This window comes from Thermostichus sp. MS-CIW-23, assembly GCF_054059455.1.
Map to the genome: position 1 here is coordinate 47,106 of NZ_JBSSCC010000007.1, position 20,369 is coordinate 67,474.

Below are 20,369 nucleotides of genomic sequence, written 5' to 3' on the forward strand. Positions count from 1 at the left end.
TGAACCCCTGCTTCTGTGTTAGGATAGAAGCTGAGATTGTTATCGGTTGTAGTGCTCGTTTCTTCTGGTCTTGACGGATTTTCACGTTTTGTATTGGCAGACGGCTCTCCGAACATCTCACCCTTTGTTACTCTCTCTTTCGGAGATCGTCTATGTCGATTTATGTTGGCAACCTTTCCTTTAAGGTGACAGAAGCGGATTTGACCGCTGTTTTTGCTGAGTACGGTTCTGTGAAGCGGGTGCAGATCCCCACTGACCGTGAGACAGGCCGCATTCGAGGCTTCGGGTTTGTGGAAATGAGCTCTGAAGCAGAGGAGCAAGCCGCCATTGCTGCGCTGGATGGGGCGGAATGGATGGGGCGCGACCTCAAGGTGAACAAAGCTCGCCCGCGAGAAGAACGCCCCACCTCAGGTTTCCGCTCTGGTAACGCGAACAGTGGCGGCGAGCGGCGGCGGAGTTTTCAATCTCGCTATTGAAACGCCTGCTGAGGCTTCCCGGTGCTGGGCAAGGGATTCTCAGTTGAGCTTGTTTTGAAGCGCAGCACCAGGATCCAGCCGTCTCTCTAGGTTGCTTCAATTTTTGTTCAAGTGGTAGCTCAGGAGGAGTTGAGAGGGGATCCCAATCAACTCCTTTTGAATCTCTCACCGCCGACCTCTCTCTCAGAGGGAGAGGGGAGCTAAGGCAAACCGTATTTGAAACTGGAATAGCTACTGGGCTGGCGGTTTGTCTGGCCAGGGATCCGTTAGATCGGCGGTCAAGGGATCCCAATCCCATCCCCAATCGCGGGCAATGGCCTGAGTAATCCCCAGTTGTCCGTGGCCGGGGTAGCGGGCCAGCGCTACCACCAGATCGATAAGCTGCTCGCCGGCAGGGATCCGGCCAAAGATGTGCAGCCCATCGCGAATCTGGGATTCTTTTAGCTCGCAAAGATAGCCATCCAGGCGATTCCAATCTTCTTCTTTTTCCAAGTTGAACTGCTGGTCTAGATGCTCGGCTCGAACCAGCTCCTGAATCTGGGCGCGAATCAGCGGGCAGCGGCCTGGATCCATCTGTTGGGCCTGCACGTACTCATCCATCAACCGTTCCAAGTCCGCCAGGGGGCCGTACAGCTCAGCACGAGTAAGGGGCGGGGTGAGGTGGTCGATAATCACTGCCTGGGCTCGCCGCTTGGCCTGGGATCCCTCTCCCGGATCGTTGACAATGAAGGGGTAGAAGTGGGGCAGCGGCCCCAGGGCCATCTCCGGGTAGCAGGTGGCGGAAAGGGCGGATCCCTTGCCGGGCAGCCATTCCAGGTTGCCGTGCTTGCCCACATGCACCACCGCTTGAGTGCCGAAGACCTGCCGCAACCACAGGTAAAAAGCCAGGTACTCGTGGGGGGGCACCAGATCCGGGGCGTGGTAGTTCAACGAGGGATCCCGGTCGTAGCCCCGCGGGGGCTGGATGCCAACAAAAACGTGCCCCAACTGGAGACCGGCGATGGGGATGTTTTGGGCGGGCGGATTCCCCCATTGCTGAATGAGGTTGGCTTGGATGGGCTCAGGCAGGTGGGCAAACCAATCTCGATAAAGGGCAGCAGAAAGCCATTGCCGAGCCGGGCGCAGGGATCCCAAGGGGTCGTAGGTCTGGCCTTCGGTTAGCCAATGGATGAGTTCATCTCCAGTCTGGGGCAGGGGATCTACTGAGTAGCCAGCTCCCGCCAAAGCTTTGAGAATTTCCACACAACTGGCAGGGGTATCCAGACCCACCCCATTGGCCAGTCGCCCGTCCCGACTGGGGTAGTTGGCCAAAATCAGAGCCAGACGGCGCTGGTTGGCAGGGGTGCGCCGCAGTTTCACCCAGTTGGCCGCCAAATCGGCTACAAACTCCACCCGATCCGGCACAGCCACGTAGGCCACCACCTCCGTTTGCAAGTGGGGATCCCGCTGTTGAACCGCCTTGAAGGAAACGGCGCGGCTGATGATGCGCCCATCCACCTCCGGCAAAGCCACATTCATGGCCAGATCCCGCGCTCCCAGTCCTCGCGTGGAGTCCTCCCAGCTCTGCCGGGATCCACCGCTGAGGATTACCTGCAAAACGGGCACATCCAATTCCTGCCACAGGCTTACATCGGGCTGGTGGCTGTCCAACCGCGCCAGAGAAAAGCTGGTGGTGTTGAGCAACAGGTCAATCTGGCTGCCAAAGTGATCCCGAATGGCCTGGGGCAAGTCGGGATCTTGAAGGCTGTAGGTGTAAAGGCACAGAGGCTGCAGCCCCCGCTCCACCAAGGCTTTTGCCAATTGATCCACCGGCTCTGTATTCCCCGCCAGAACATGGGCCCGGTAGAGTAAAATCCCCACCTTGGGAGCTTGGGGATCCGTCGGCGAGGCTACGGGAGGTTGGTAGATCCCAAGACGAGGCAACCCTTGTGGATCCGGCGCCGAATATCGGCCCCCTAGGAACTCCCCAGCCAGCAACAGCAGACAGGCAGCCACATTCTCCGCTCCCCCCTCCAGCCAGTACCGCCACACCCGATCCGCCACCGCCAGGGGCACAGTGGAATGGCTCACCAAATCCCAGTCGGGGCGATCGTCCCCAGGAATGACGATCAGGGTGGATCCCTCCTCGGCGGCCACCTGCTTGGCTACCTCCAGGCCATAGCTCCAGTAGGCCCTTCCCCCCAACAGGCGAAGGAGCACCACCTGCGCCCGCCGCAGCACCCTCTCGGCATAGTCATCCAGGCTTAGGGGCTGTTGCAACTGCAACAAATTGGCCGCCCGCACCGCCGGAAAATCGCCGGGCAACAGGCGCAGGGCTGCGCTCAAGGCCGTGAGATCCGTATCGGCTGCCGAAAGGATAACGATGGGAGCGGGATCCTGCTCCAAGAAAATGACGCCGGATTGGGAAGGATCCCATCCCCCTGGCAAAGCAGCTATTCGGTGCATGGCCGCTCTCCCAAGGGAAGGAAGCTCAGGCTTAGCGACTGTACTTGAAGCACAGAAGCACCCCAGCTCCCAGCGCTCAACTGGTCAGGAAGGGCTCTCAGAAGAATTGAACTGGCAAAAAAAGTTAAAGCACTTGCGAAAACTACCCTGCCCACCCTTTTTTTCATATCCTTCAAGTCCCCCCTTGCCGACTAGGGCAGCACCGCCTAGAGCCTAGCATGGGGCAGCTTTCTGCTGGCTACTGGGGTGTTGAGCTGCCGCAGAGGGATCCCGCCCTGGCAAAGCCTCAGCCTAACGAGCGTATTTGAGTACCAAGACATCTTTCATGCCCGCAAGGACTCCGTCCCGCTACCGCGAACAGCTTGCCGCCACTGACCACATTTAACAATTGCATCCCCCGGCAAATGCCTAAAACAGGGATCCCCTGGGCCAGCACGGCCTGAGCCAAGGCCACCTCAAATCGATCCCGCTCCGCGTTCACATAGCGCACCTGGGGATGTTGCGGATCTTCTCCGTAGGTGCTGGGGCAGAGGTCGCCGCCACCGGTCAACACCAGGCCATCCACCCAAGACAGCAAAACCTGGGGCTCGCTTTCGCCTGGGGGAAAAAGAACAGGGATCCCTCCGGCAGCACGAATGGCATCCACATAGCGGCCTGGCGCTACAAAGTCTCCCTCGTCATTGCGGTTGCGGGTGGTAACGCCGATGAGCGGTCGATTTGAAAAAGGGGATGTCCGATTCATCCTTCTACGATAGCCTCATTTCCCAATGTTGATGGTGCTATGCCTACGGCAGAGGAACCGCACCACTGTCCTGAGCAGAAAAATCCAAAGTTTTCCCCCGCGATAGGAGTTAAATCTCGTTGTTGCGCAACGCTAACGCAAAGGGATCCCAGAAATCGCCGAAGCCATTAACCTTTCCCAAGGAAGTAGCGGCGGCTGATCCCTTGGGCCAGCAAGACGAACAACACCAGGGATCCCTGAATCACACCGGCCAAAGAAGACTCCAATTGCAAAGAGAGAGGCAGTTGCAAGCTGCCGATGTTAAGACTGCTGAAGAAAAAGGCAATCGGCAAAATCAGCAGGGGGTTAAAGCCTGCCAGCATCACCACCAACAAGGCCAGAAAGCCCAAATTGCTGGAGATATTGGGGATGAGGCGATGGAACAGAGCCAACACCTGCAAGGCGCCCGCCAGCCCTGCTAAGCCCCCACAGCAGGCAAATGCCATGAGCAACCTGCGGGTAGCCGGGATCCCCAACCGGAAAGCAGCTACAGGGTTTTTCCCCACCGCCCGCAACTGCAGGCCGAAGCGAGTGTTGCCCACCACCAGCACCGTCAGGGCCAAAGCCAACAGGGCCAGCAGCAACGCCACCAGACTGGCCTCTGACCGCCCCCAGGTGGGCAACCACAGACGGGGATCCAACACTTCCGTCCCGCTCATGGAAGCCACCCCCGGCCTTTTCCAAGGGCCGAAGATCAGGTAGAGCACCCAACCTTGGGCAACAAAATTCAGCCCCAGCCCAGCGAAGATCTCGTTGACCCGCCCCCACACATTCAGGATCCCAGCCAACAGGCCCCAGCCCGCCCCGCCCAGGATCCCGGCCAAAAGCGCCAAGGTAATGGCCAGTGGCGGCGGCAACCATCCCGCTTCCAGACGCACCAGAAACGTGGCCGCAATTGCCCCGACCACCATTTGCCCTTCGATGCCCAAGTTGTAGAGACCGGCAACAAACGTAAACACCAGCCCACAGCAGCAGAGGACAAGGGGAGCCAGCGTTGCCAAAACCCGGCCAAACTGAGCTTCAGTGCCGAAGGCCCCCTGCCACATGCTGGCCGCCACCTGGAGAGGTGAAGCCCCCGCCAGCAGGATCACCCCCGCCACAAATAGCAGCGCTGCCAGCCAAGCCAATCCCTGGATTACCCAGGTACGCTCCAGAGACACCCACGACCGGCCCGATTCCGCTATTCCCGCCATGCTTTAACACTTCCTAGGATTCTTAAACTTAAGATTTTTAAACTCAAAGAGGCTCCCCGCTGCCCTGCTCCAAGAGGGGATCCAAACGGCGCACCAGTTGCCAGCCCTCCACCGCCGCTAGAGGTTGTAACCCCAAATCCCGGATCTCCACCTGTTCTGCCTGCACCGGAGAAACCCAAAGGTAGTCTCCATGCTCCCCTCGTCGCAGAGCCTGATCATCCACCCATCTCCCCGGATTAGGGGTATAAAAAGCGATGGCCTGGGCCTGACAGACATCCGGCAAGCCGCTGCGGCCAATATCCACCACCGTCTCCCCAGCCTCTGTCGAGGACTCCGTCCGAATAGCGCGAACGGACGGGGGCAGCATTTGGTTCCAATCCATTTGGGCAAAAGCAGGGCTGAAGTTGCCGAAATCAGGCCGCAAGACGATGGTGATCATAGCGAGGATCCCGGCCAACAAGAGGGTTCCCACCCACAGACTGCCGGCACAGCGCAACACCCGCCGCCAACTCCAGATCCCCGGCAGCAAGAGGTACAAAACACCCATCACCACCAGCGGCCAAGCATGAGGCTGTAGGAGCTCCAGACCGTCTACACCTAGCCGGACGGCCACCCCCAAACCCAACAGCAACAGCCCCACCGCTGCCAGTCCCCAAGAGAGCACCTGGGCCAGACGGGGCTTTAAGTGTAAGGACTCCGTCCCGCTAACGCGATCCGCACCGCTGACGCGACCCCGCATAGCCAACGCTTGATCCAAGGCTACCCCGGCCAAGAGAGCCAGCCAGGGGTAAAGCTGCACGGTGTAGTAGGGGGTTTTGGTGGGATAAAGCTGCAACAACAACAACAGCAGCAGGGGGAAAGACCAGATCAGCAGCGTGGATCCCGGCTGCTGGCGCACCAGGAGAAAGCCACCCACCAAAGCCAAAACCGTCCACGGGAAGCCATGAACGGGAATGTGCCAAAAGTAGTACCAGCCGGTGGCATCCGCATGGAAGGGCTCTTGCCCCAGATCCCACACCTTCCCCACCAGGGTGGTCAGCACCTGTGGGCCATACACCTGCATGGCTGGACCTAGCCAGAGGCCAAAAATCCCCAAGCCCAGCCCAAGCGCCAGCCAAAATGGGGCGGATCCCATCCAGCGGCGCCGTTGCTGCACGAGATAGGGGATCAAAGCCGCCCCCGGCAGCAGGATCATGGCACTTTTCATCAGCAGGCCCAGCCCGAAGGCCACTCCGGTTAGCCAAAACCAAACCCTGTGGCCGCGGATACCGTTGACCAGCCCCAGGATCCCTAGCAGCTCCAGAAAGGTCAAGGGCACATCCTGCCCCACTAGCCGCCCCTGCTGCACCCAGAGGTAGCACAGGGGCAAAACCGCCATCCCCAAAAAGGCCGCCCGCATCGGCAAAAAAAACCACCCAATCCAACCCACCAGGGGAATGGAGAGCAAAGCAGCGAGGATCCCTGGCAGCCGCGCTGCCCACTCGTTTACCCCGTACAGGGCAAAACTGAGGGCCACGCTCCAGGTGAGCAGAGGGGGTTTCTCGAAAAAAGGCTCCCCCAAAAAAGTGGGCCCCAGCCAATGCCCTCCCCGCAGCAGCTCGCGGGCCATTTGGGCATAAAAGCTCTCGTCGCAGCCAGCCAAACTGGGATCCGCCCCCGAAAGCACAAACAGAGGCACTGCCAGGCCCATGACTAGTAGGCTTAGGCCCCAAAAGGGCACTAGGTGCGGGTCGCGGCGAAACTGAACGAAGGAGCTGGATCCCGGCAGGGATCTGCGGCTAGGAGAACTGCCCAGACGGTTGGGGTTGCCGAAAGGACGCATGGGACTCCGTCCCGCTAACGCGATGGGACAAGTCAGCAAGGGGCGGCTCTAACCAGACTAGACAAGGACTCCGTCCCGCTTACGCGATCGGCAGAATTTTTTAGGGAAGCTCCAGAGATCCAGAGGAGCTCTTCAGCTTATCTGCCGGCAAGGTTAAGCCCTGAAACCAGCTAAAAAACTGCTCGGCATAGGGCCAAAGAGCGGGCTCCAAGTAGTAGAAGTTCTCCCCCCGGTCGGTAAACTCCCAAAACTCTGCAGCCGTAGAGAGCAGCTCTTGGTGGATGCTCTGCAGGCGCGCCAGGGGCTCGTGCTGCATATCCTGATAGATCAGCCTGGCCCAGTCCTCCCGGCCACGACTGAGGAAATAGGCTGCCAAGCGGACTTGGGTTTTGCGGATCCCACGCAGGGTGGTTTCCTGTTGCTCGCTTTCGGGATCCTGATCCAGACGTAACAAGGCTTGCACAATGGCTTCCGTTGTTTCAGAGCCCAGAGCACAGCTCGACTGGGCCAACATTCCCAGATCAAAGCCAAAGGTTTCAGATAGGAAAAAGAGGCCAGCTTTGTAGGCAATTAAGCTGTAGTAGCGAAAGTAGCCAACAATCTGCAAGACCAGAGCCGACTGGCGGTGTTGTAGGGCTGCCTCGGCCAACAAGCGGTACTGCTTGAGCAGGTTGTAGCCGCTGCGGATGTCTCGCGCGTTGATGACGGCCCGCAGATAGGTGTTGAAAAACTTGATCACCCACCCCGCTACCGTGAGTTGTTGGGCTTCCAGGGCGCGGATCCCCAGCTCCCGGCTGTGAATGGCCACCAGGGTGCTCGCCTGGCGCATGCCGTTTAGCCCTTCGGCAAATAAGGCTTGATACTGCCGCAGGATCTTCAGCTCCAGCCAGGATCCTTCTGCCTCGATCCGGCCCAGCAGGCCCCTATCCACCGAAGCAAAGTCCGGATCCCGCCGCAGAGCCGGGGTAAAGAGAAACCAGGCAGGGGGCAGTTGTGCTTTGTGAGCGGCATAGAAGACCCATAGAGACTTCAGGCTATCCAAGGCTTCCAAGAGAATGCTTCCCTCCTGTTGGCGGAGAGCGCTGGTGGCGATGCTTTTGATCTCATCGAGGGCAGACAGGCAGCGCTGATGAGCTGGCGAGCATTCGCCCATTGGAGAGTGCTGCTCTGTTGCTATGCCTACGGCACCCTGTATTCCTGCGCATCGCTGTTGCTGCACAACGTTGTCGTGACGAGGCCGCAGTTGCAGTGAACAACGGGAGAAATAGCCCCTCTTGGATCCGGAGTCCGATCCTGATCTCCTGGAAGCAAGGGATCCCAAAACGGCCTGCCGCACCTGCTGCTCAATGCGATGGATAATCGAGGCCGGTTGCAAGAAGTGAAACACGAAGCGAAAGTAGGGGATCAGCACCAAAAACGAGGCTGTGCCCAGCAGCAAATTCAGACCGATGAGCAGCCCCAGACGTTGTTGCTCCACACCGCCGACGCGAACGTAAAGGCTCAGGGCTGCCGAACTCCACAAACTGACCACATTGGCCAGAATCAGGAAAAAGAAGAGGTAGAAATTGACTTTCTCGCGCAAAAACAGCTCCGTGACCTTTGGCGTGAAGCGATCCGCGCTCAACTGCACCACAATGGCCACCACCGAGAGGGTAAAGCCCAGCACCCCCGACAACACCTGAGCCAAGGTGGTTACAAATTCCTGCAAAGCTTCTGTATCCTGCGTGGATCCCGCCCGAACCAGGTTCAACCCGCTCTGGATCCAGCGGTGCCCACCCCAAGCCCAAAGCAAACCTGCCCCCACCACTGCAGCACTCCAGGGCAGAAAGCGGGGGCGACGCCCAACAAAGCCTGGATCTGTGTGTCTCTCTTTCACAATGGCCCTTCTCAGAGAGGGGGTGCCTCAATACTCGCTTAGAAGAGCTTCCACAAACTCGTAGCTGGAAAAAGGCCGCAGATCTTCTAGCCCCTCTCCGGCGCCGATAAAGCGGATGGGCAGGTTCATCTGCTGCGTAATGGCCAGGGCAATCCCCCCCTTGGCGGTGCTATCCAGCTTAGTCAGGATCACACCGCTCAACTTGGCAGCCTCGGCAAACACCTCGGCTTGGCGCAACCCGTTTTGCCCTTGGGTGGCATCCAGCACCAGAAGGCTTTCTACTTTGGCTTCGGGAGCTTTTTTGTCAACGATGCGGCGGATCTTGGCTAGCTCGTCCATCAGGTTTTTCTTGTTTTGCAGACGGCCTGCCGTGTCCACCAACAGCAGCTCTGTGCCCCTGGCCTTGGCGGCTGTGATGGCGTCAAAAACCACCGCTGCCGGATCGGCATTGGGAGAGGGATTGGCGATTACCTCTACCCCTGCTCGCTCTGCCCAAACCTTGAGCTGCTCCACAGCAGCAGCCCGGAAAGTATCAGCAGCAGCAATCAGACAGCGGTATCCAGACTTGCGGGCGACATGGGCAATTTTGCCAATGGTGGTGGTTTTGCCCGCCCCATTCACCCCGACAATCAGCCAAATGTTGAGCGTGTCCCGTTGTGGGGCAAAGGTGGGATTCCCCACCGTCAACATCTGCCGCATCTGCTGCTTGAGGTATTTGACGGCCTCCTCTGGGGGCACCACCTCCTCTCGCATGCGCTTTTGTAGGGCTTGGATGATCTGCTCGGTGGCGTCGATCCCCACATCGGCCTGCAGCAACAGGGCCTCAATTTCTTCCACAGCCTTCTGATCCAGGGGGCCGCGGCCTACCAGCGCTTTCAACTGGTTGATCAGGTTAAGGCGAGTTTTGCCCAAGCCTCGCCGCAGCTTTTGCAGCCAGGAGATTTCCTCAACGGAAATCTCTTCCGGTTTGCGCCCTTGGGCCGCCAGGATCTCGGCTGACCAGCGGAAGCCCTCATCGAAGACCAGCTCTTCCGGCCCAGTCTCTGGAGAAGGAGCAACCGCTGCAGTCGCCGCCTCGGGTTTGGGCTCATCCACGGCGCTGGCTTGCAGGGCTTGGAGACGCTCAGCAGCGCGGGGAGCCAGATCGAAAAACGAGGGAGCTGCCGCCGGCTGCACAGGGGGCGATTCTGGAGATGCTGGTTCTTGTGTTGGAGTGGAGGACTGGACGGGTTCACGGGGTTCTGCTTGGGCAAGTGGGCCGGAGTCCTCAGTCGAGGCCGGTGGCTGCAGCTGGACGGATTCTGCTCGCGCAGGCGGGACAGAGTCCTGGGTTGCCGGTGGGGCTTGGGCAGCAGCACGGGCCTTCAGGTTGGCATAGGCGGCTTTGGCAAAAGCCAAATAGTCTTCAGGGGAGATCTCCGCCGGTTCTGTGGCTGGCGCGGGGGCTGGTGGCGAAGACTCCGCTTCACCAGGAGAGTCGGTAGAGTCGGTATAGCGGCGGCGAAACCAATCGAAGGCCATAATCCCATCTCCAGCCTGGCTGATCTTTATCCAGTTTGACAGAGCAGCTCTCCTGCTAGAGCGCAGCCCTGGGGAGCTCATCCCTGCTCAATGGGGATCCCCGTTAGCGGGACGAGGTCCTTTCCAACCCTTCCATCCGCACAAACCCAATCACCTGCAACTGGTCAGGCTCTATCTCTAGGCTGAGCACCCGCATCAGGATCCCGCTCTCTTCCAGCTCTTGCAGGTCAAGCACCTCATTGAGCCCGCCCAAAAACGCTGCTGAGATCTCATCGGGAACCCGCACAGAACCGATCACAAACTCCGGATTCTCCAGCTTTAGGCTGCGCCCTTCTTCCACGCGGATCCCAGCGTTGAACACCACCTCCACTGCTCGCGTTGGCTGGACGGAGTCCTTCTGCTCGGTACCGCCGTCTTTCTCCACCAAGAGGGCAGAGAGCTGAATGCGGTTGGGATCCGAAAACTCGACTCGAGGCTGACGCAGATCGAAACGGCGAGCTTCCCTTCCCGCTCCCCCAAAGGGCAGATCGGCGCGGATATCCTGAAACTGGCGGAGCACCTCTGGCTTGTTGAGGGCAGCATTCAAGTCCTCTTCCCGCACCAACACCCGTACCGCCGCTTGCAGAGGTCGCGCTAGGCGCAAGGGAGCCCCCTGGAAAAAAGAAGGGTCAATTGCCACCGGATCAGTTTCCAGCTCCAGAAGCTCGATGCGGGGAAAGGGCGCTCGATAGAGCCCGCGACCGGCAATCAGCAGGCGATCCGCTTGGCCATTCAGCAGTCGGTAATTGGGCTGGCTTTGAATACGCACCTCCAAAACCTCTGCCCGATCCAACTGATCCAACAGAAGCTGCCGCGCCGTCTGATCCGCCAGATAGCCCGCTCCTCCTCCCAAGCTCGCCAACAGCCCCAAGAGAACCGACAGGATCTCCATGATCACTAACCGGATGTGCCCTAACCTAGGTTAGCAAGGGGATCCCTGGCCCCCCCTTGGGGATCCGGGCTAGCGCATCACCTTGAGGGGGCTGGCCTCAATGGGGCGATTGCCCATAAAGGTTTTGGCAATTTTCAGGCCATCGGCCATTATCGGCCGATTGAGCGCGGGGTCATGGATGAATTTGGCGCCAGAGGCAACCGTTGGGCGTCCCTCCCCCCAAGTGTCCACGACTTTGAGAGTTGCAGCAGCAACTGGACGTCCGTCGGCATAGTAATCCACCACTTTCAGGGTTGAAGCCCCAACCGGACGGTGGTCAATCTCAATTTCGCTGAACTTGACAGGGCTGGGAAACACGGGCGGGCCGGATTTCTCCCCCAGCAGTACCGGCATCTGAGCAGCCGCAGAGGCCCCATCAGCAGGCAGGGGAGCCAGGTTTAGAGCGTTACCCGTTTGCGTTAGCGGGAGGGCGTCCTTTCCCATAGAAGAAGCCTCTTGCTCTGGAAGCGTGCCGGAATGACCATTTGGAACGGCCATAAGAAACTCCTGAGTTGGTAGAGATAATAGAGATAATGAACAAAACAGGACGGGAAAGGGCAGGAAGCTAGATCCCAGTGGAGCGCTGCAGAAGAGGGATATCCTTGGCAAGGCTAAAGGTTGGCCTCCCCAAGTTCAAATGAGTGAGACTGAATCTCGAATCTAAAAATATTCTAAACCTATTCTAAACCAAAGTTTGGCATGGGATCCGCCGGCTGTGACCCAACGGTTCCTGAGACGATGCCGGCCAGTCGCGTTAGCGTTGCGCAGCTATGACGTCCTCTTCGCTTCAGCCACTCCCTGGCAAAATCCAAAGCGGACGGTACACTAGTGAGTTAGCAAAGTCTATGGCAGGGATCCCCTATTCCTATTGGCGCTGGGCAAGGTGGCCGGCACCGGCTCTGTGGGCGTTGCTGCTTTGGTTTGCTCCTGCAGCTCGAGCTTCTACCCTGGACGCGTCCCCATTTGACCTGAATATCGATCTGGCGGCCTAAGCTCACCTCTTGGGCATCGTTCAACTGGCTCACCTGCAGCCACTGAAGGCCATGAATCAGCAAACGGCCCAGATCTTGGGCATGGGCAGGGGATCCCATCCCAGATGCCGCAAGAATGCTGAGTAGGGCAATGGCGACCGGTCTCACCGCGCGAGAACTCCACCCCTTGGAGAGGAGAGGATCCTGTCCTGCTGGCGCGAGCAGCCTGAGGGTGTGGCGAGGTTTCAACATCAGGAATTGGCTCCATCAAGTACCCTCAAGTTAGCGATCCCGAAGCCAGATTGTCCTGCCACCCAAGCGAAACCGCTTTGCTATCAAGGGCAACCGCCGAGAGAGTTTCCCCTGGCTTGGGGGAATGGAATAGGATAGGGCTCTATATTCAGGCAGACGTTTAAGGGCGGTCATGACGGGATCCCCTACATGGAACCCTGAAATCTCCCCATCTCCAGACTCCTGGGCCACGGGCAGCGTTTACTTTCGGTCGGATGCACAAGGGATTCATCTGCACTTGCCCAGCACCTTACCTTGGGAAGAGCTTTGGGAAAACCTGGTTTGGCAGTTGCACAGCCGCAAACCCTACTGGGCCGGGGTCGCTCCCCTCACCCTCTGGAGCCAGCAGCGAGAGCTGGACATGCCCACCCTACAACTTCTTGCTGCCCTATTGTCTCAGCATGGACTGCAACTGTGGCGCGTTCAAACTCGATCCCGCTCGACAGCCATCGCAGCAGCAACGTTGGGCTATTCTGTGGAGCAATCTTCCCTTTTGGAGGCAGTTCCCCCTGCTCCCCCAGACACCACACCTCTGTACCTACGTTCGACGGTGCGCTCTGGCATGTCCGTGCGTCACAGGGGCTCGGTATTCCTGTTAGGGGATCTCAACCCCGGCGGCGAGATCATTGCTGGAGGAGATATTTGGGTTTGGGGACGCTTGCGCGGCTTGGTTCACGCGGGGGCCGACGGCGACAAGGGAGCTGTAATTTTGGCTTTGCAGTTGGAGCCCACTCAGTTGCGCATTGCCGATCAAGTGGCCCGTCCGCCAGAAGGTGGATCCCTGCCCAACACCCCTGAAGTGGTTTACCTGCAGGAGGATGTCATCTGCGTCGCCAGCCTTCAGGATTTTCTGCGGAGAGGAGTATGAGCCGAGTCATTGTCATAACCTCTGGTAAAGGTGGAGTCGGCAAAACCACCGTGACGGCCAACCTGGGCACTGCCTTGGCGCGCTTGGGTCGCTCGGTGGTGGTGGTGGATGCAGACTTTGGCCTGCGCAACCTGGATTTGCTGCTGGGGCTGGAGAATCGGGTGGTGTACACAGCCCTAGAGGTGATCGCCGGGGAATGTCGCCTCGAGCAAGCTTTGGTGAAAGACAAGCGCACCCCCAATCTCTCGCTGTTGCCGGCAGCCCAAACCCGCAACAAAACGTCGGTGCATCCGGATCAGATGCGCCAGTTAATCGAGAAGCTGGCCAGCAGCCATGACTACGTGCTGATCGATTGTCCTGCTGGGATCGAGCAGGGGTTTCGCAATGCCATCGCCGGAGCCAACGAGGCCATCATCATCACCACCCCAGAAGTGGCAGCGGTGCGGGATGCAGATCGCGTGGTGGGCCTGCTGGAAGCTGCACAGATTTCATCGACTCAGCTGATTGTCAACCGCCTGCGCCCGGACATGGTGGCAGCCGGCCAGATGATGTTGGTGGAAGATGTGGTGGAGGTGCTGGCCATCCCCTTGGTGGGTATTATTCCAGAAGACCGCGAGGTGATCGTCTCCACCAACAAAGGGGAGCCCCTGGTTCTCTCCGCCAATCCAACTCTGGCTGCTCAGGCCATCCAGCGCATTGCCCGACGGCTAGAAGGGGAAGCGGTGGAGTTTCCCAAGCTGGCCAGCTTGGGCGAGTCCTTTTGGGAGCGGGCCAAACGGTTTTTAAACCAAAAGGTGCTCTGACGACTGTTCCATCTCTAACTCATCCAGGTTGCAATGGCAATTTTGACCTGTTTACAACTGAGTAACAAAGCCAACAAAACCTATGCTCCTCGATTTTTTGGATCAGCTTTTTTCTCGGCACTCCGGCAACAGCCGCCAGCAAGCCAAGCAACGGTTGAAGCTGATCTTGGCCCATGACCGCGCTGACCTCACCCCGGCGGCGCTGGAATCAATGCGCCTGGAGATTTTGGGGGTGGTGTCCCGCTATGTGGAGCTGGATTCAGAAGGGATGCAGTTTCACTTGGCCACGGAAGGGGGAACGACTGCTCTTATTGCCAATCTGCCTATCCGTCGCGTTAAGCCCTTAGAGACCGGTCTCAGCCGCTCAGAAGGCGAGAAAGCCTAGAAGGGGAGATTTCTGGCAGCATGTTAATTGGCCTTCATTCTAACAGGGCTCCCAACGCCAGAGTGGTCGTCAAGCCCGCTCTGTGATAGGTTGAGGTAAGTCGTGTGTACTGTAGAAAGAGTGGAGCTGGGTGTAGCTTTTGCAACTTTATGGAGCCAGCACACAGAGGTTAACTAAATGTTAACTCTGCATGTTCGAGCTCATGAACTGCTGACGTGATGGGCAGAGCCACCTTGACGATTGGAGACTTTCCAGCAGTCTGTATTGGCGTTAGCGTTGCGGAGTAATAACGACGTTAACGATGGAAACAAAACGATGGAAACAATGAGAGGGTTGGCGTTCAGTAGCTGGAAAGGTAAGGGCTCCGTCCCGCTATTGCGTTCGGTTAAGCCTCAATATGCAAGATTCATTTGAGCTGACGATCCTGTTTACGCTAGCCCTGGTGGCTGGGATCGCTGCTCAGGTGCTGGCCAATTTTGTCAAAGTGCCCAGCATTGTATTCCTGCTGCTGTTTGGCCTGTTGCTGGGGCCAGATGGTTTGGGCTGGGTTCATCCCCAAGTCATGGGATCCGGGCTGGAAGCGCTGGTGTCGTTGGCAGTGGCTCTGATCTTGTTTGAGGGGGGACTGAACCTGCGGCTGCAACGCCTCAATCCGGTATCGGATAGCCTGCGCAATTTGGTTTTGTTGGGATCCCTGCTGACCTTGGTGGGGGGAGCGGCAGCAGCTCACTATCTGGGGGAGTTTCCCTGGCGGCTGGCTTTTTTGTTTGGATCCCTGGTGGTGGTAACAGGGCCGACGGTGATCAACCCCATCTTGAAGCGGGTACGGGTCGATCCGGCAGTCAGCACGCTCCTGGAAGGAGAAGGGGTGCTCATCGATCCCATCGGGGCCATTTTGGCGGTGGTGGTGCTGCAGGTGGTGCTCTCCGGCCATCCCAGTTTTCTCATGGCCCTGGAACAGTTGTCCAGCCGTCTGGCCATCGGGTCGGCGGTGGGAGCGCTGGGGGGCTGGCTGATGGGATCCTTCCTGCTTTGGTCGCGGCAGTTTTTAACCGAGGAGCTGCGCAACTCGGTGGTGCTGGCGGTGGCCCTGGGGGTGTTTGCCTTGGCCCAGTCGCTGCGATCGGAGGCGGGGCTGATGGCAGTGGTGATGGCGGGCCTGGTGGTGCGGCAGAAGGCGGCCATTGCCGAGCGGGGTGTGCGGCAGTTTCACGGCCAGTTGGTGGTGTTGGCCATCTCTGTGATCTTTATCCTGCTGACTGCCACGCTCTCCCTCAAGGCGGTGTTTGCCCTGGGCTGGGGATCCCTGGCCACAGTGCTGTGTTTGATGCTGGTCATCCGTCCCTTGAGTGTGTGGCTGTGTACCTGGCGCAGCGACCTGAATTGGCGGCAGAAGCTGTTTGTGGCTTGGCTGGCTCCTCGGGGCATTGTGGCGGCTTCGGTGGCCTCCTTGTTTGCCATTTTGCTGACAGAACGCGGCATTACTGGGGGGGATGCCCTCAAGGCGCTGGTGTTTTTGACCATCTCGGTGACGGTGACGGTACAGGGGCTGACCGCGGCTTGGGTGGCCCGTTGGCTGGGTCTGGATCAGGGCAGTTCCACCATAATCATCGGCGATCATCCCCTCACCAACCAATTGGCCCAGTTGATGCGCTCGCTGAACCAGACAGTCGAGGTGATCCCACTGCTTTCTGGGGCTTCCAAAAATGGGTATGGCAGCTACGAAGCTTCCCATTCAGCGGACGCCAAAGACCCCGTTTCGCAGAAGCGTCGTGCCGCCATCGCGTCAGGGATGCGGAGCAACAGTGGTGCAGAGCAACATGGCAATGGCACCCACAAACCTGACCTGAAGCCAGAGGCTGCCCCCGGATCCCTGCAGGAGGCCGTGCTGAACGAGTCTGCTCTGTTGAAGGCTGATATCGACCATGCGGAAACCCTGTTGATCCTCACTCTGGATCCGCAGGTGAACTGGGCCATTGCCGAGTTGATGGTTAAGCTCTCGGTTTCTGCCACCATCTGGACGGTGTTGCTGCCGGATATGCCTATCTCAGAAGGGATCCGCACCTTGCAGCCTTCCTTCTCCCAACTGCAGCGCTGGGTCGGCTATCTGGAGGCCAATCGGGCCGAGCTGCGCTCGATCACCCTACCCACGTTGGCAGACCTGGGCCTGCCTCTTCCTTTATCGCTACGTGACGCTTCTGCGAATGCGGCCTCAACCCTGCCGGAGGCAGTGCGGAGCAATAAAGCTGATGTCTTGACGGCTCAAGAGTCGTTCCCGACAGCGGTGCGGAGCGCTTTTTCAGCACCAGCGCTGCCCAATCCCTTCCTGGCCCAGATGGGACTGGAGGATCCCACCCTTGAACGGCTGCGGGATCAGTTTGCCTATCGAATCAAAGCCGATCTATGCCTGCCCTTGTTGTTGGTGCGCCCGCAGCGGCTGAGGAGCGGCTCATCTCGACCGGGTCGGCTCTTCTACCTGCCTGAGCCAGACATTTGGCGACGCGGGGATCGCATCTACTACCTGGAGCGCGTTTCCAGCCCTGTGGATGCCGGTGCTCTCTCCGCCAAAGAGTCTGATTCCCAAGAATGGGATCCGTCGGCAGCCGTTCGCGTTCGCGACAGCGGTGCGGAGCACAACAGTGGGATAGAGTCTTTGGTGCTGCCCCAGTATGTTGAGGGCGTCAAGCTCCACTTTGATCTCTAGCCAGCCAGCGGCCACTGGGGATGAGCGAGCACCCTTGCACCTGCTCAGGCCGACCCAGATAAACCCAAGCAAAGGTGCCGCTATCCAGTTGCACCCACTGCCGTTCGTACACCCGCGGGTGGTCTTCCAGCTCGTCCAATCGGGGCAATAGACTCAAGGGGATGCGGTAGCACTCGCCGTAGAGCCGGTTTCGGCCACGAACTGCCATCGGGTAGGGGCCGAGACTGTAAAGATCAATGTGGTTGAGGCTGTCTGTCCCCAAAAATTCTGCCCCCTGCAGCAAGCTGTGGTATTGGCCGCCCCGCAGCAGGGATCCGTAGACAAAAACCACTGTGGTCGGTTGCATAGCGTTGCGGAGTAATACAGCTGCTTCACAGTGCCTTGAAAATTAGGGAGATTGCGTCCATTTTTGGCCAATGCGCGGCTCCGACCCGGCCAGTAGGCGCTCGATGTTGCGCCGATGAGCACCGATCACATACACCCCGCCCGCCAACGCAAACAACAAATACGGCAAAGGTTGAGCTGTTGCCCACATCACCACCGGAGCCGCCACTGCCGCCAGCAGGGAGCTGAAGGAAACGATGCGGGTGAGGGCGAGCCCCAGCAGCCAGACGCCGAAAGTTGTCAGGGCTACCGGCCAAGCCATAGCCAACAAGATCCCCAGGCTGGTGGCCACCGATTTGCCCCCCCTGAAGCCCAGCCAGCAGGAACGGCTATGGCCGATCACTGCGAACAATGCCGCCAAAACCACCCACCACGCGGATCCCAAGGCCGATCCCAGAGCCACTGCTGCTGCCCCCTTGGCAGCATCCACCAGCAACACCAGCAGGGCGGGCCCCTTGCCCAACGTCCGCAACACATTGGTTGCTCCGGTAGAGCCGGATCCCTGTTGGCGAATATCGATGCCTCCCCACCAACGGCCTACCCAGTAGCCGGTTGGAATGGATCCCAGGAGATAGCCCCCCAGCACCGCAAGAAGAGCCGTAAGCAATGCAGGCATAGCAGGATCTGGAACGCTCTTCCCTCACTTTGCCACAGGGTCTGGGCTGCAACTGGGATCTTGCCCCGTCCGGGAGCTTTTGGCTGCTCGCGGCCTCGTCTGCAACACCGTTACGTTCGCGCCAGCGGTGCGGAGCACTTTCCCCCTGCCGTGGGCCCCGAAGAGGCGGGACAGAGTTCTCTCCACCCAATATCGAGAGTCGCTAAATATCGAGAGCCGCCAGATCCAAATGGGCACTGTGGGCCTCAATAAACTCCCGTCGGGGACCAACAGCATCTCCCATCAAGATGGTGAAAATGCGATCCGCCTCCACCGCATCTTCGATGGTGATTTGTTTGAGGGTGCGCGTTGCCGGGTTCATGGTGGTCTCCCAAAGTTGTTCGGGCATCATTTCCCCCAGACCCTTGAACCGTTGGATGGTGTACTTGGTGTTGGCAGGCAGCCCCCGCAGGATCTGGTCTTTCTCGGCGTCGCTGTAGCAATAGCGAACATTGTTGCGGCCCCACTCGATTTTGTAGAGCGGCGGACAGGCGATATAGACATAGCCCTGTTCCAGAAGCGCCTTTTGATAGCGGTAGAAAAAGGTCAGCAACAGGGTGCGAATGTGGCTACCGTCCACATCGGCATCGGTCATGAGGATGATGCGGTGGTAGCGCAGTTGGCTGGGATCAAATTCATCGCCTTTAACTCCCAAACCCAGCGCTGTGATCATGGCCTGAATTTCGGCGTTTTTGTAGATCTTGGCGGGATCTGCCTTTTCAATGTTGAGAATCTTGCCGCGCAGGGGCAACACCGCCTGAAACTGCCGATCCCGACCTTGTTTGGCGCTGCCCCCTGCAGAGTCGCCTTCCACCAAATACACCTCAGACTCCGCCGGGTCGCGGCAACTGCAATCGGCCAACTTCCCCGGCAGCGTGGAAGATTCCAGGGCAGATTTGCGCCGCACCAATTCTCTGGCCCGCCGGGCTGCCTCGGCAGCATTGAAGGACTGGATGGCCTTATCGACGATCCCCCTGGCCACGTTGGGGTTGAATTCCAAGTACTCCGTGAGCGCCTCGGAGACGAGGGTTTGCACAATGCCCCGCACCTCGGTGTTGCCCAACTTGGTTTTGGTTTGCCCCTCAAACTCGGGGTTGGGCACCTTGACCGAGACGATGGCCGTCAACCCCTCGCGCACATTTTCTCCGGCCAGGTTGCTGTCGGAATCTTTCAGCTTGTTGAGCTTGCGGGCTTGACTGTTGATGGTGAGGGTAAGAGAGGTTTTCAAGCCCTCCAGGTGGGTACCCCCTTCGTTGGTGCGGATGTTGTTGGCAAAGCCGATCAAATTGTCGGTGTACACATCCGAGCACCACTGCAGCGCTACTTCCACCTCCACGCCATCCCGCTCCCCTTGGATGTAGATAATGTCGGAGTGGATGGGCGTTTTTTCGTGGTTGATGAAGGCTACATATTCCTTGATGCCGCCTGCATATTGATAGGTTTCGCAGTGGGGCGGATCCCGCCGCAGATCGCTGAAGGTGATTTTCAAGCCGGCATTGAGGTAGGCCAATTCGCGAAAGCGGGCCGCCAGCAGGGCATAGTCAAACTCTCGCTCGGGAAAGATCAGCCCATCCGGCTTGAAGCGCACCTCTGTACCCCGCCGATTGGATCCCTTGGGTTGGGGTTCAGATTTCAGGGATCCCACCACCGCCCCGCGCTCGAAACGTTGAAAGTAAACCTTGCCCTCTCGCCAAACCGTCACCTCCACCCATTCGGAGAGGGCATTCACCACCGACACGCCCACCCCGTGCAGCCCACCGGAGACTTTGTAGCCGCCACCGCCAAACTTGCCCCCCGCGTGCAGCACCGTCAGCACCGTAACCAGAGCCGACTGCCCGGTTTTGGGGTGGATGTCCACCGGAATGCCGCGGCCATTGTCCAAAACGGATACCGAGCCGTCGGGATGCAGGCTGATCTGAATATCGTCGCAATAGCCGGCCAGGGCCTCATCAACGGAGTTGTCCACCACCTCGTACACCAAATGGTGCAACCCCTTCGGCCCAGTGGAGCCAATGTACATGCCAGGGCGTTTGCGCACAGCCTCCAAGCCTTCCAAAACTTGGATCTGCTCTGCACCGTAGTTTTCCGTCATTCCCAACTCCAATCCCGAGGAAGGCTCCCGGCCAAGATCAACAGAAACCCAGAAAAATTGACCTTAAAGGCCAGGAATCAGCTTATCATCAAAAAACTGTCCCCATGATAGCACAAAAGGCTAGAACGGCCA

At 58.8% G+C, this 20,369-nt stretch carries 16 protein-coding genes; 5 read left to right on the top strand and 11 right to left on the bottom strand.

Annotated elements, in window-relative coordinates; genetic code table 11:
* Positions 1-152 precede the first annotated feature (152 nt).
* A complete protein-coding gene (locus ACVW0B_RS04235; protein WP_011431969.1) occupies positions 153-476 on the top strand; it encodes an RNA recognition motif domain-containing protein in 324 nt (107 codons plus the stop codon).
* Between the two features lie 231 nt (positions 477-707).
* Here ACVW0B_RS04235 and cobN read toward each other — a convergent pair whose 3' ends face one another.
* From cobN to ACVW0B_RS04275, 8 genes are all read right to left on the bottom strand, one after another.
* Entirely contained in the window at positions 708-2,921 is a 2,214-nt protein-coding gene (cobN, locus tag ACVW0B_RS04240) for a cobaltochelatase subunit CobN (RefSeq protein ID WP_457491020.1), read from the bottom strand.
* A 286-nt stretch (positions 2,922-3,207) separates the two neighbouring features.
* Positions 3,208-3,663: a gamma-glutamyl-gamma-aminobutyrate hydrolase family protein gene (locus ACVW0B_RS04245; protein ID WP_457491021.1), complete on the bottom strand. Its 456-nt coding sequence runs from the start codon at positions 3,661-3,663 to the stop codon at positions 3,208-3,210.
* Between the two features lie 167 nt (positions 3,664-3,830).
* Positions 3,831-4,895 carry an ABC transporter permease gene (locus tag ACVW0B_RS04250; protein WP_457490624.1) on the bottom strand — a complete coding sequence of 355 codons (1,065 nt, stop codon included), beginning with the start codon at positions 4,893-4,895 and terminating at the stop codon, positions 3,831-3,833.
* Positions 4,896-4,938: 43 nt separating this feature from the next.
* Positions 4,939-6,717, bottom strand: a complete 1,779-nt coding sequence (locus tag ACVW0B_RS04255; protein ID WP_457491022.1) for an ArnT family glycosyltransferase — start codon at positions 6,715-6,717, stop codon at positions 4,939-4,941.
* 100 nt (positions 6,718-6,817) lie between these two features.
* Positions 6,818-8,593, bottom strand: coding sequence for a DUF2254 family protein (locus tag ACVW0B_RS04260; RefSeq protein WP_457491023.1), 1,776 nt, complete (start codon positions 8,591-8,593; stop codon positions 6,818-6,820).
* A gap of 27 nt (positions 8,594-8,620) precedes the next feature.
* On the bottom strand, positions 8,621-10,114 hold the full coding sequence (gene ftsY, locus ACVW0B_RS04265; protein WP_457491024.1) for a signal recognition particle-docking protein FtsY: 1,494 nt from the start codon (positions 10,112-10,114) through the stop codon (positions 8,621-8,623).
* 103 nt (positions 10,115-10,217) lie between these two features.
* Complete coding sequence (locus tag ACVW0B_RS04270) at positions 10,218-11,045, bottom strand: LmeA family phospholipid-binding protein (protein WP_457491025.1); 828 nt, start codon at positions 11,043-11,045, stop codon at positions 10,218-10,220.
* A 69-nt stretch (positions 11,046-11,114) separates the two neighbouring features.
* Positions 11,115-11,582, bottom strand: a complete 468-nt coding sequence (locus ACVW0B_RS04275) for a hypothetical protein (protein ID WP_457491026.1) — start codon at positions 11,580-11,582, stop codon at positions 11,115-11,117.
* Positions 11,583-12,479: 897 nt separating this feature from the next.
* Here ACVW0B_RS04275 and minC point away from each other — a divergent pair.
* The 4 genes from minC to ACVW0B_RS04295 all read left to right on the top strand — a co-directional run bounded on the left by minC (position 12,480) and on the right by ACVW0B_RS04295 (position 17,106).
* Positions 12,480-13,214 carry a septum site-determining protein MinC gene (gene minC, locus ACVW0B_RS04280; RefSeq protein WP_457491027.1) on the top strand — a complete coding sequence of 245 codons (735 nt, stop codon included), beginning with the start codon at positions 12,480-12,482 and terminating at the stop codon, positions 13,212-13,214.
* Positions 13,211-14,017 carry a septum site-determining protein MinD gene (gene minD, locus ACVW0B_RS04285; protein WP_457491028.1) on the top strand — a complete coding sequence of 269 codons (807 nt, stop codon included), beginning with the start codon at positions 13,211-13,213 and terminating at the stop codon, positions 14,015-14,017. The genes minC and minD overlap by 4 nt, the downstream gene beginning before the upstream one ends.
* Before the next feature lie 82 nt (positions 14,018-14,099).
* Complete coding sequence (minE, locus tag ACVW0B_RS04290) at positions 14,100-14,402, top strand: cell division topological specificity factor MinE (protein WP_011431985.1); 303 nt, start codon at positions 14,100-14,102, stop codon at positions 14,400-14,402.
* Positions 14,403-14,799: 397 nt separating this feature from the next.
* The gene (locus ACVW0B_RS04295) at positions 14,800-17,106 is read left to right on the top strand and encodes a cation:proton antiporter (RefSeq protein WP_457491029.1); all 2,307 of its coding nucleotides are present in this window, start codon (positions 14,800-14,802) and stop codon (positions 17,104-17,106) included.
* Here the strand turns inward: ACVW0B_RS04295 and ACVW0B_RS04300 are convergent.
* The 3 genes from ACVW0B_RS04300 to gyrB all read right to left on the bottom strand — a co-directional run bounded on the left by ACVW0B_RS04300 (position 17,084) and on the right by gyrB (position 20,237).
* Positions 17,084-17,452 (bottom strand): gamma-glutamylcyclotransferase family protein, encoded by a 369-nt coding sequence (locus ACVW0B_RS04300; protein WP_414329655.1) that lies wholly within the window; start codon positions 17,450-17,452, stop codon positions 17,084-17,086. The genes ACVW0B_RS04295 and ACVW0B_RS04300 overlap by 23 nt on opposite strands.
* Positions 17,453-17,494: 42 nt before the next feature.
* Complete coding sequence (gene plsY / locus ACVW0B_RS04305) at positions 17,495-18,106, bottom strand: glycerol-3-phosphate 1-O-acyltransferase PlsY (RefSeq protein WP_041436109.1); 612 nt, start codon at positions 18,104-18,106, stop codon at positions 17,495-17,497.
* Between the two features lie 202 nt (positions 18,107-18,308).
* Positions 18,309-20,237 carry a DNA topoisomerase (ATP-hydrolyzing) subunit B gene (gyrB, locus tag ACVW0B_RS04310; protein ID WP_457491030.1) on the bottom strand — a complete coding sequence of 643 codons (1,929 nt, stop codon included), beginning with the start codon at positions 20,235-20,237 and terminating at the stop codon, positions 18,309-18,311.
* Positions 20,238-20,369: the final 132 nt, after the last annotated feature.

Excerpts from the sequence above, each read along its gene's own strand:
- minE (WP_011431985.1), top strand. The coding sequence starts at position 14,100 with ATGCTCCTCGATTTTTTGGATCAGCTTTTTTCTCGGCACTCCGGCAAC.
- ACVW0B_RS04295 (WP_457491029.1), top strand. The coding sequence starts at position 14,800 with ATGCAAGATTCATTTGAGCTGACGATCCTGTTTACGCTAGCCCTGGTG.
- ACVW0B_RS04255 (WP_457491022.1), bottom strand. The coding sequence starts at position 6,717 with ATGCGTCCTTTCGGCAACCCCAACCGTCTGGGCAGTTCTCCTAGCCGC.
- cobN (WP_457491020.1), bottom strand. The coding sequence starts at position 2,921 with ATGCACCGAATAGCTGCTTTGCCAGGGGGATGGGATCCTTCCCAATCC.
- gyrB (WP_457491030.1), bottom strand. The coding sequence starts at position 20,237 with ATGACGGAAAACTACGGTGCAGAGCAGATCCAAGTTTTGGAAGGCTTG.
- ACVW0B_RS04270 (WP_457491025.1), bottom strand. The coding sequence starts at position 11,045 with ATGGAGATCCTGTCGGTTCTCTTGGGGCTGTTGGCGAGCTTGGGAGGA.
- ACVW0B_RS04275 (WP_457491026.1), bottom strand. The coding sequence starts at position 11,582 with ATGGCCGTTCCAAATGGTCATTCCGGCACGCTTCCAGAGCAAGAGGCT.
- minD (WP_457491028.1), top strand. The coding sequence starts at position 13,211 with ATGAGCCGAGTCATTGTCATAACCTCTGGTAAAGGTGGAGTCGGCAAA.
- ftsY (WP_457491024.1), bottom strand. The coding sequence starts at position 10,114 with ATGGCCTTCGATTGGTTTCGCCGCCGCTATACCGACTCTACCGACTCT.
- ACVW0B_RS04300 (WP_414329655.1), bottom strand. The coding sequence starts at position 17,452 with ATGCAACCGACCACAGTGGTTTTTGTCTACGGATCCCTGCTGCGGGGC.
- ACVW0B_RS04245 (WP_457491021.1), bottom strand. The coding sequence starts at position 3,663 with ATGAATCGGACATCCCCTTTTTCAAATCGACCGCTCATCGGCGTTACC.
- ACVW0B_RS04235 (WP_011431969.1), top strand. The coding sequence starts at position 153 with ATGTCGATTTATGTTGGCAACCTTTCCTTTAAGGTGACAGAAGCGGAT.
- minC (WP_457491027.1), top strand. The coding sequence starts at position 12,480 with ATGACGGGATCCCCTACATGGAACCCTGAAATCTCCCCATCTCCAGAC.
- plsY (WP_041436109.1), bottom strand. The coding sequence starts at position 18,106 with ATGCCTGCATTGCTTACGGCTCTTCTTGCGGTGCTGGGGGGCTATCTC.
- ACVW0B_RS04250 (WP_457490624.1), bottom strand. The coding sequence starts at position 4,895 with ATGGCGGGAATAGCGGAATCGGGCCGGTCGTGGGTGTCTCTGGAGCGT.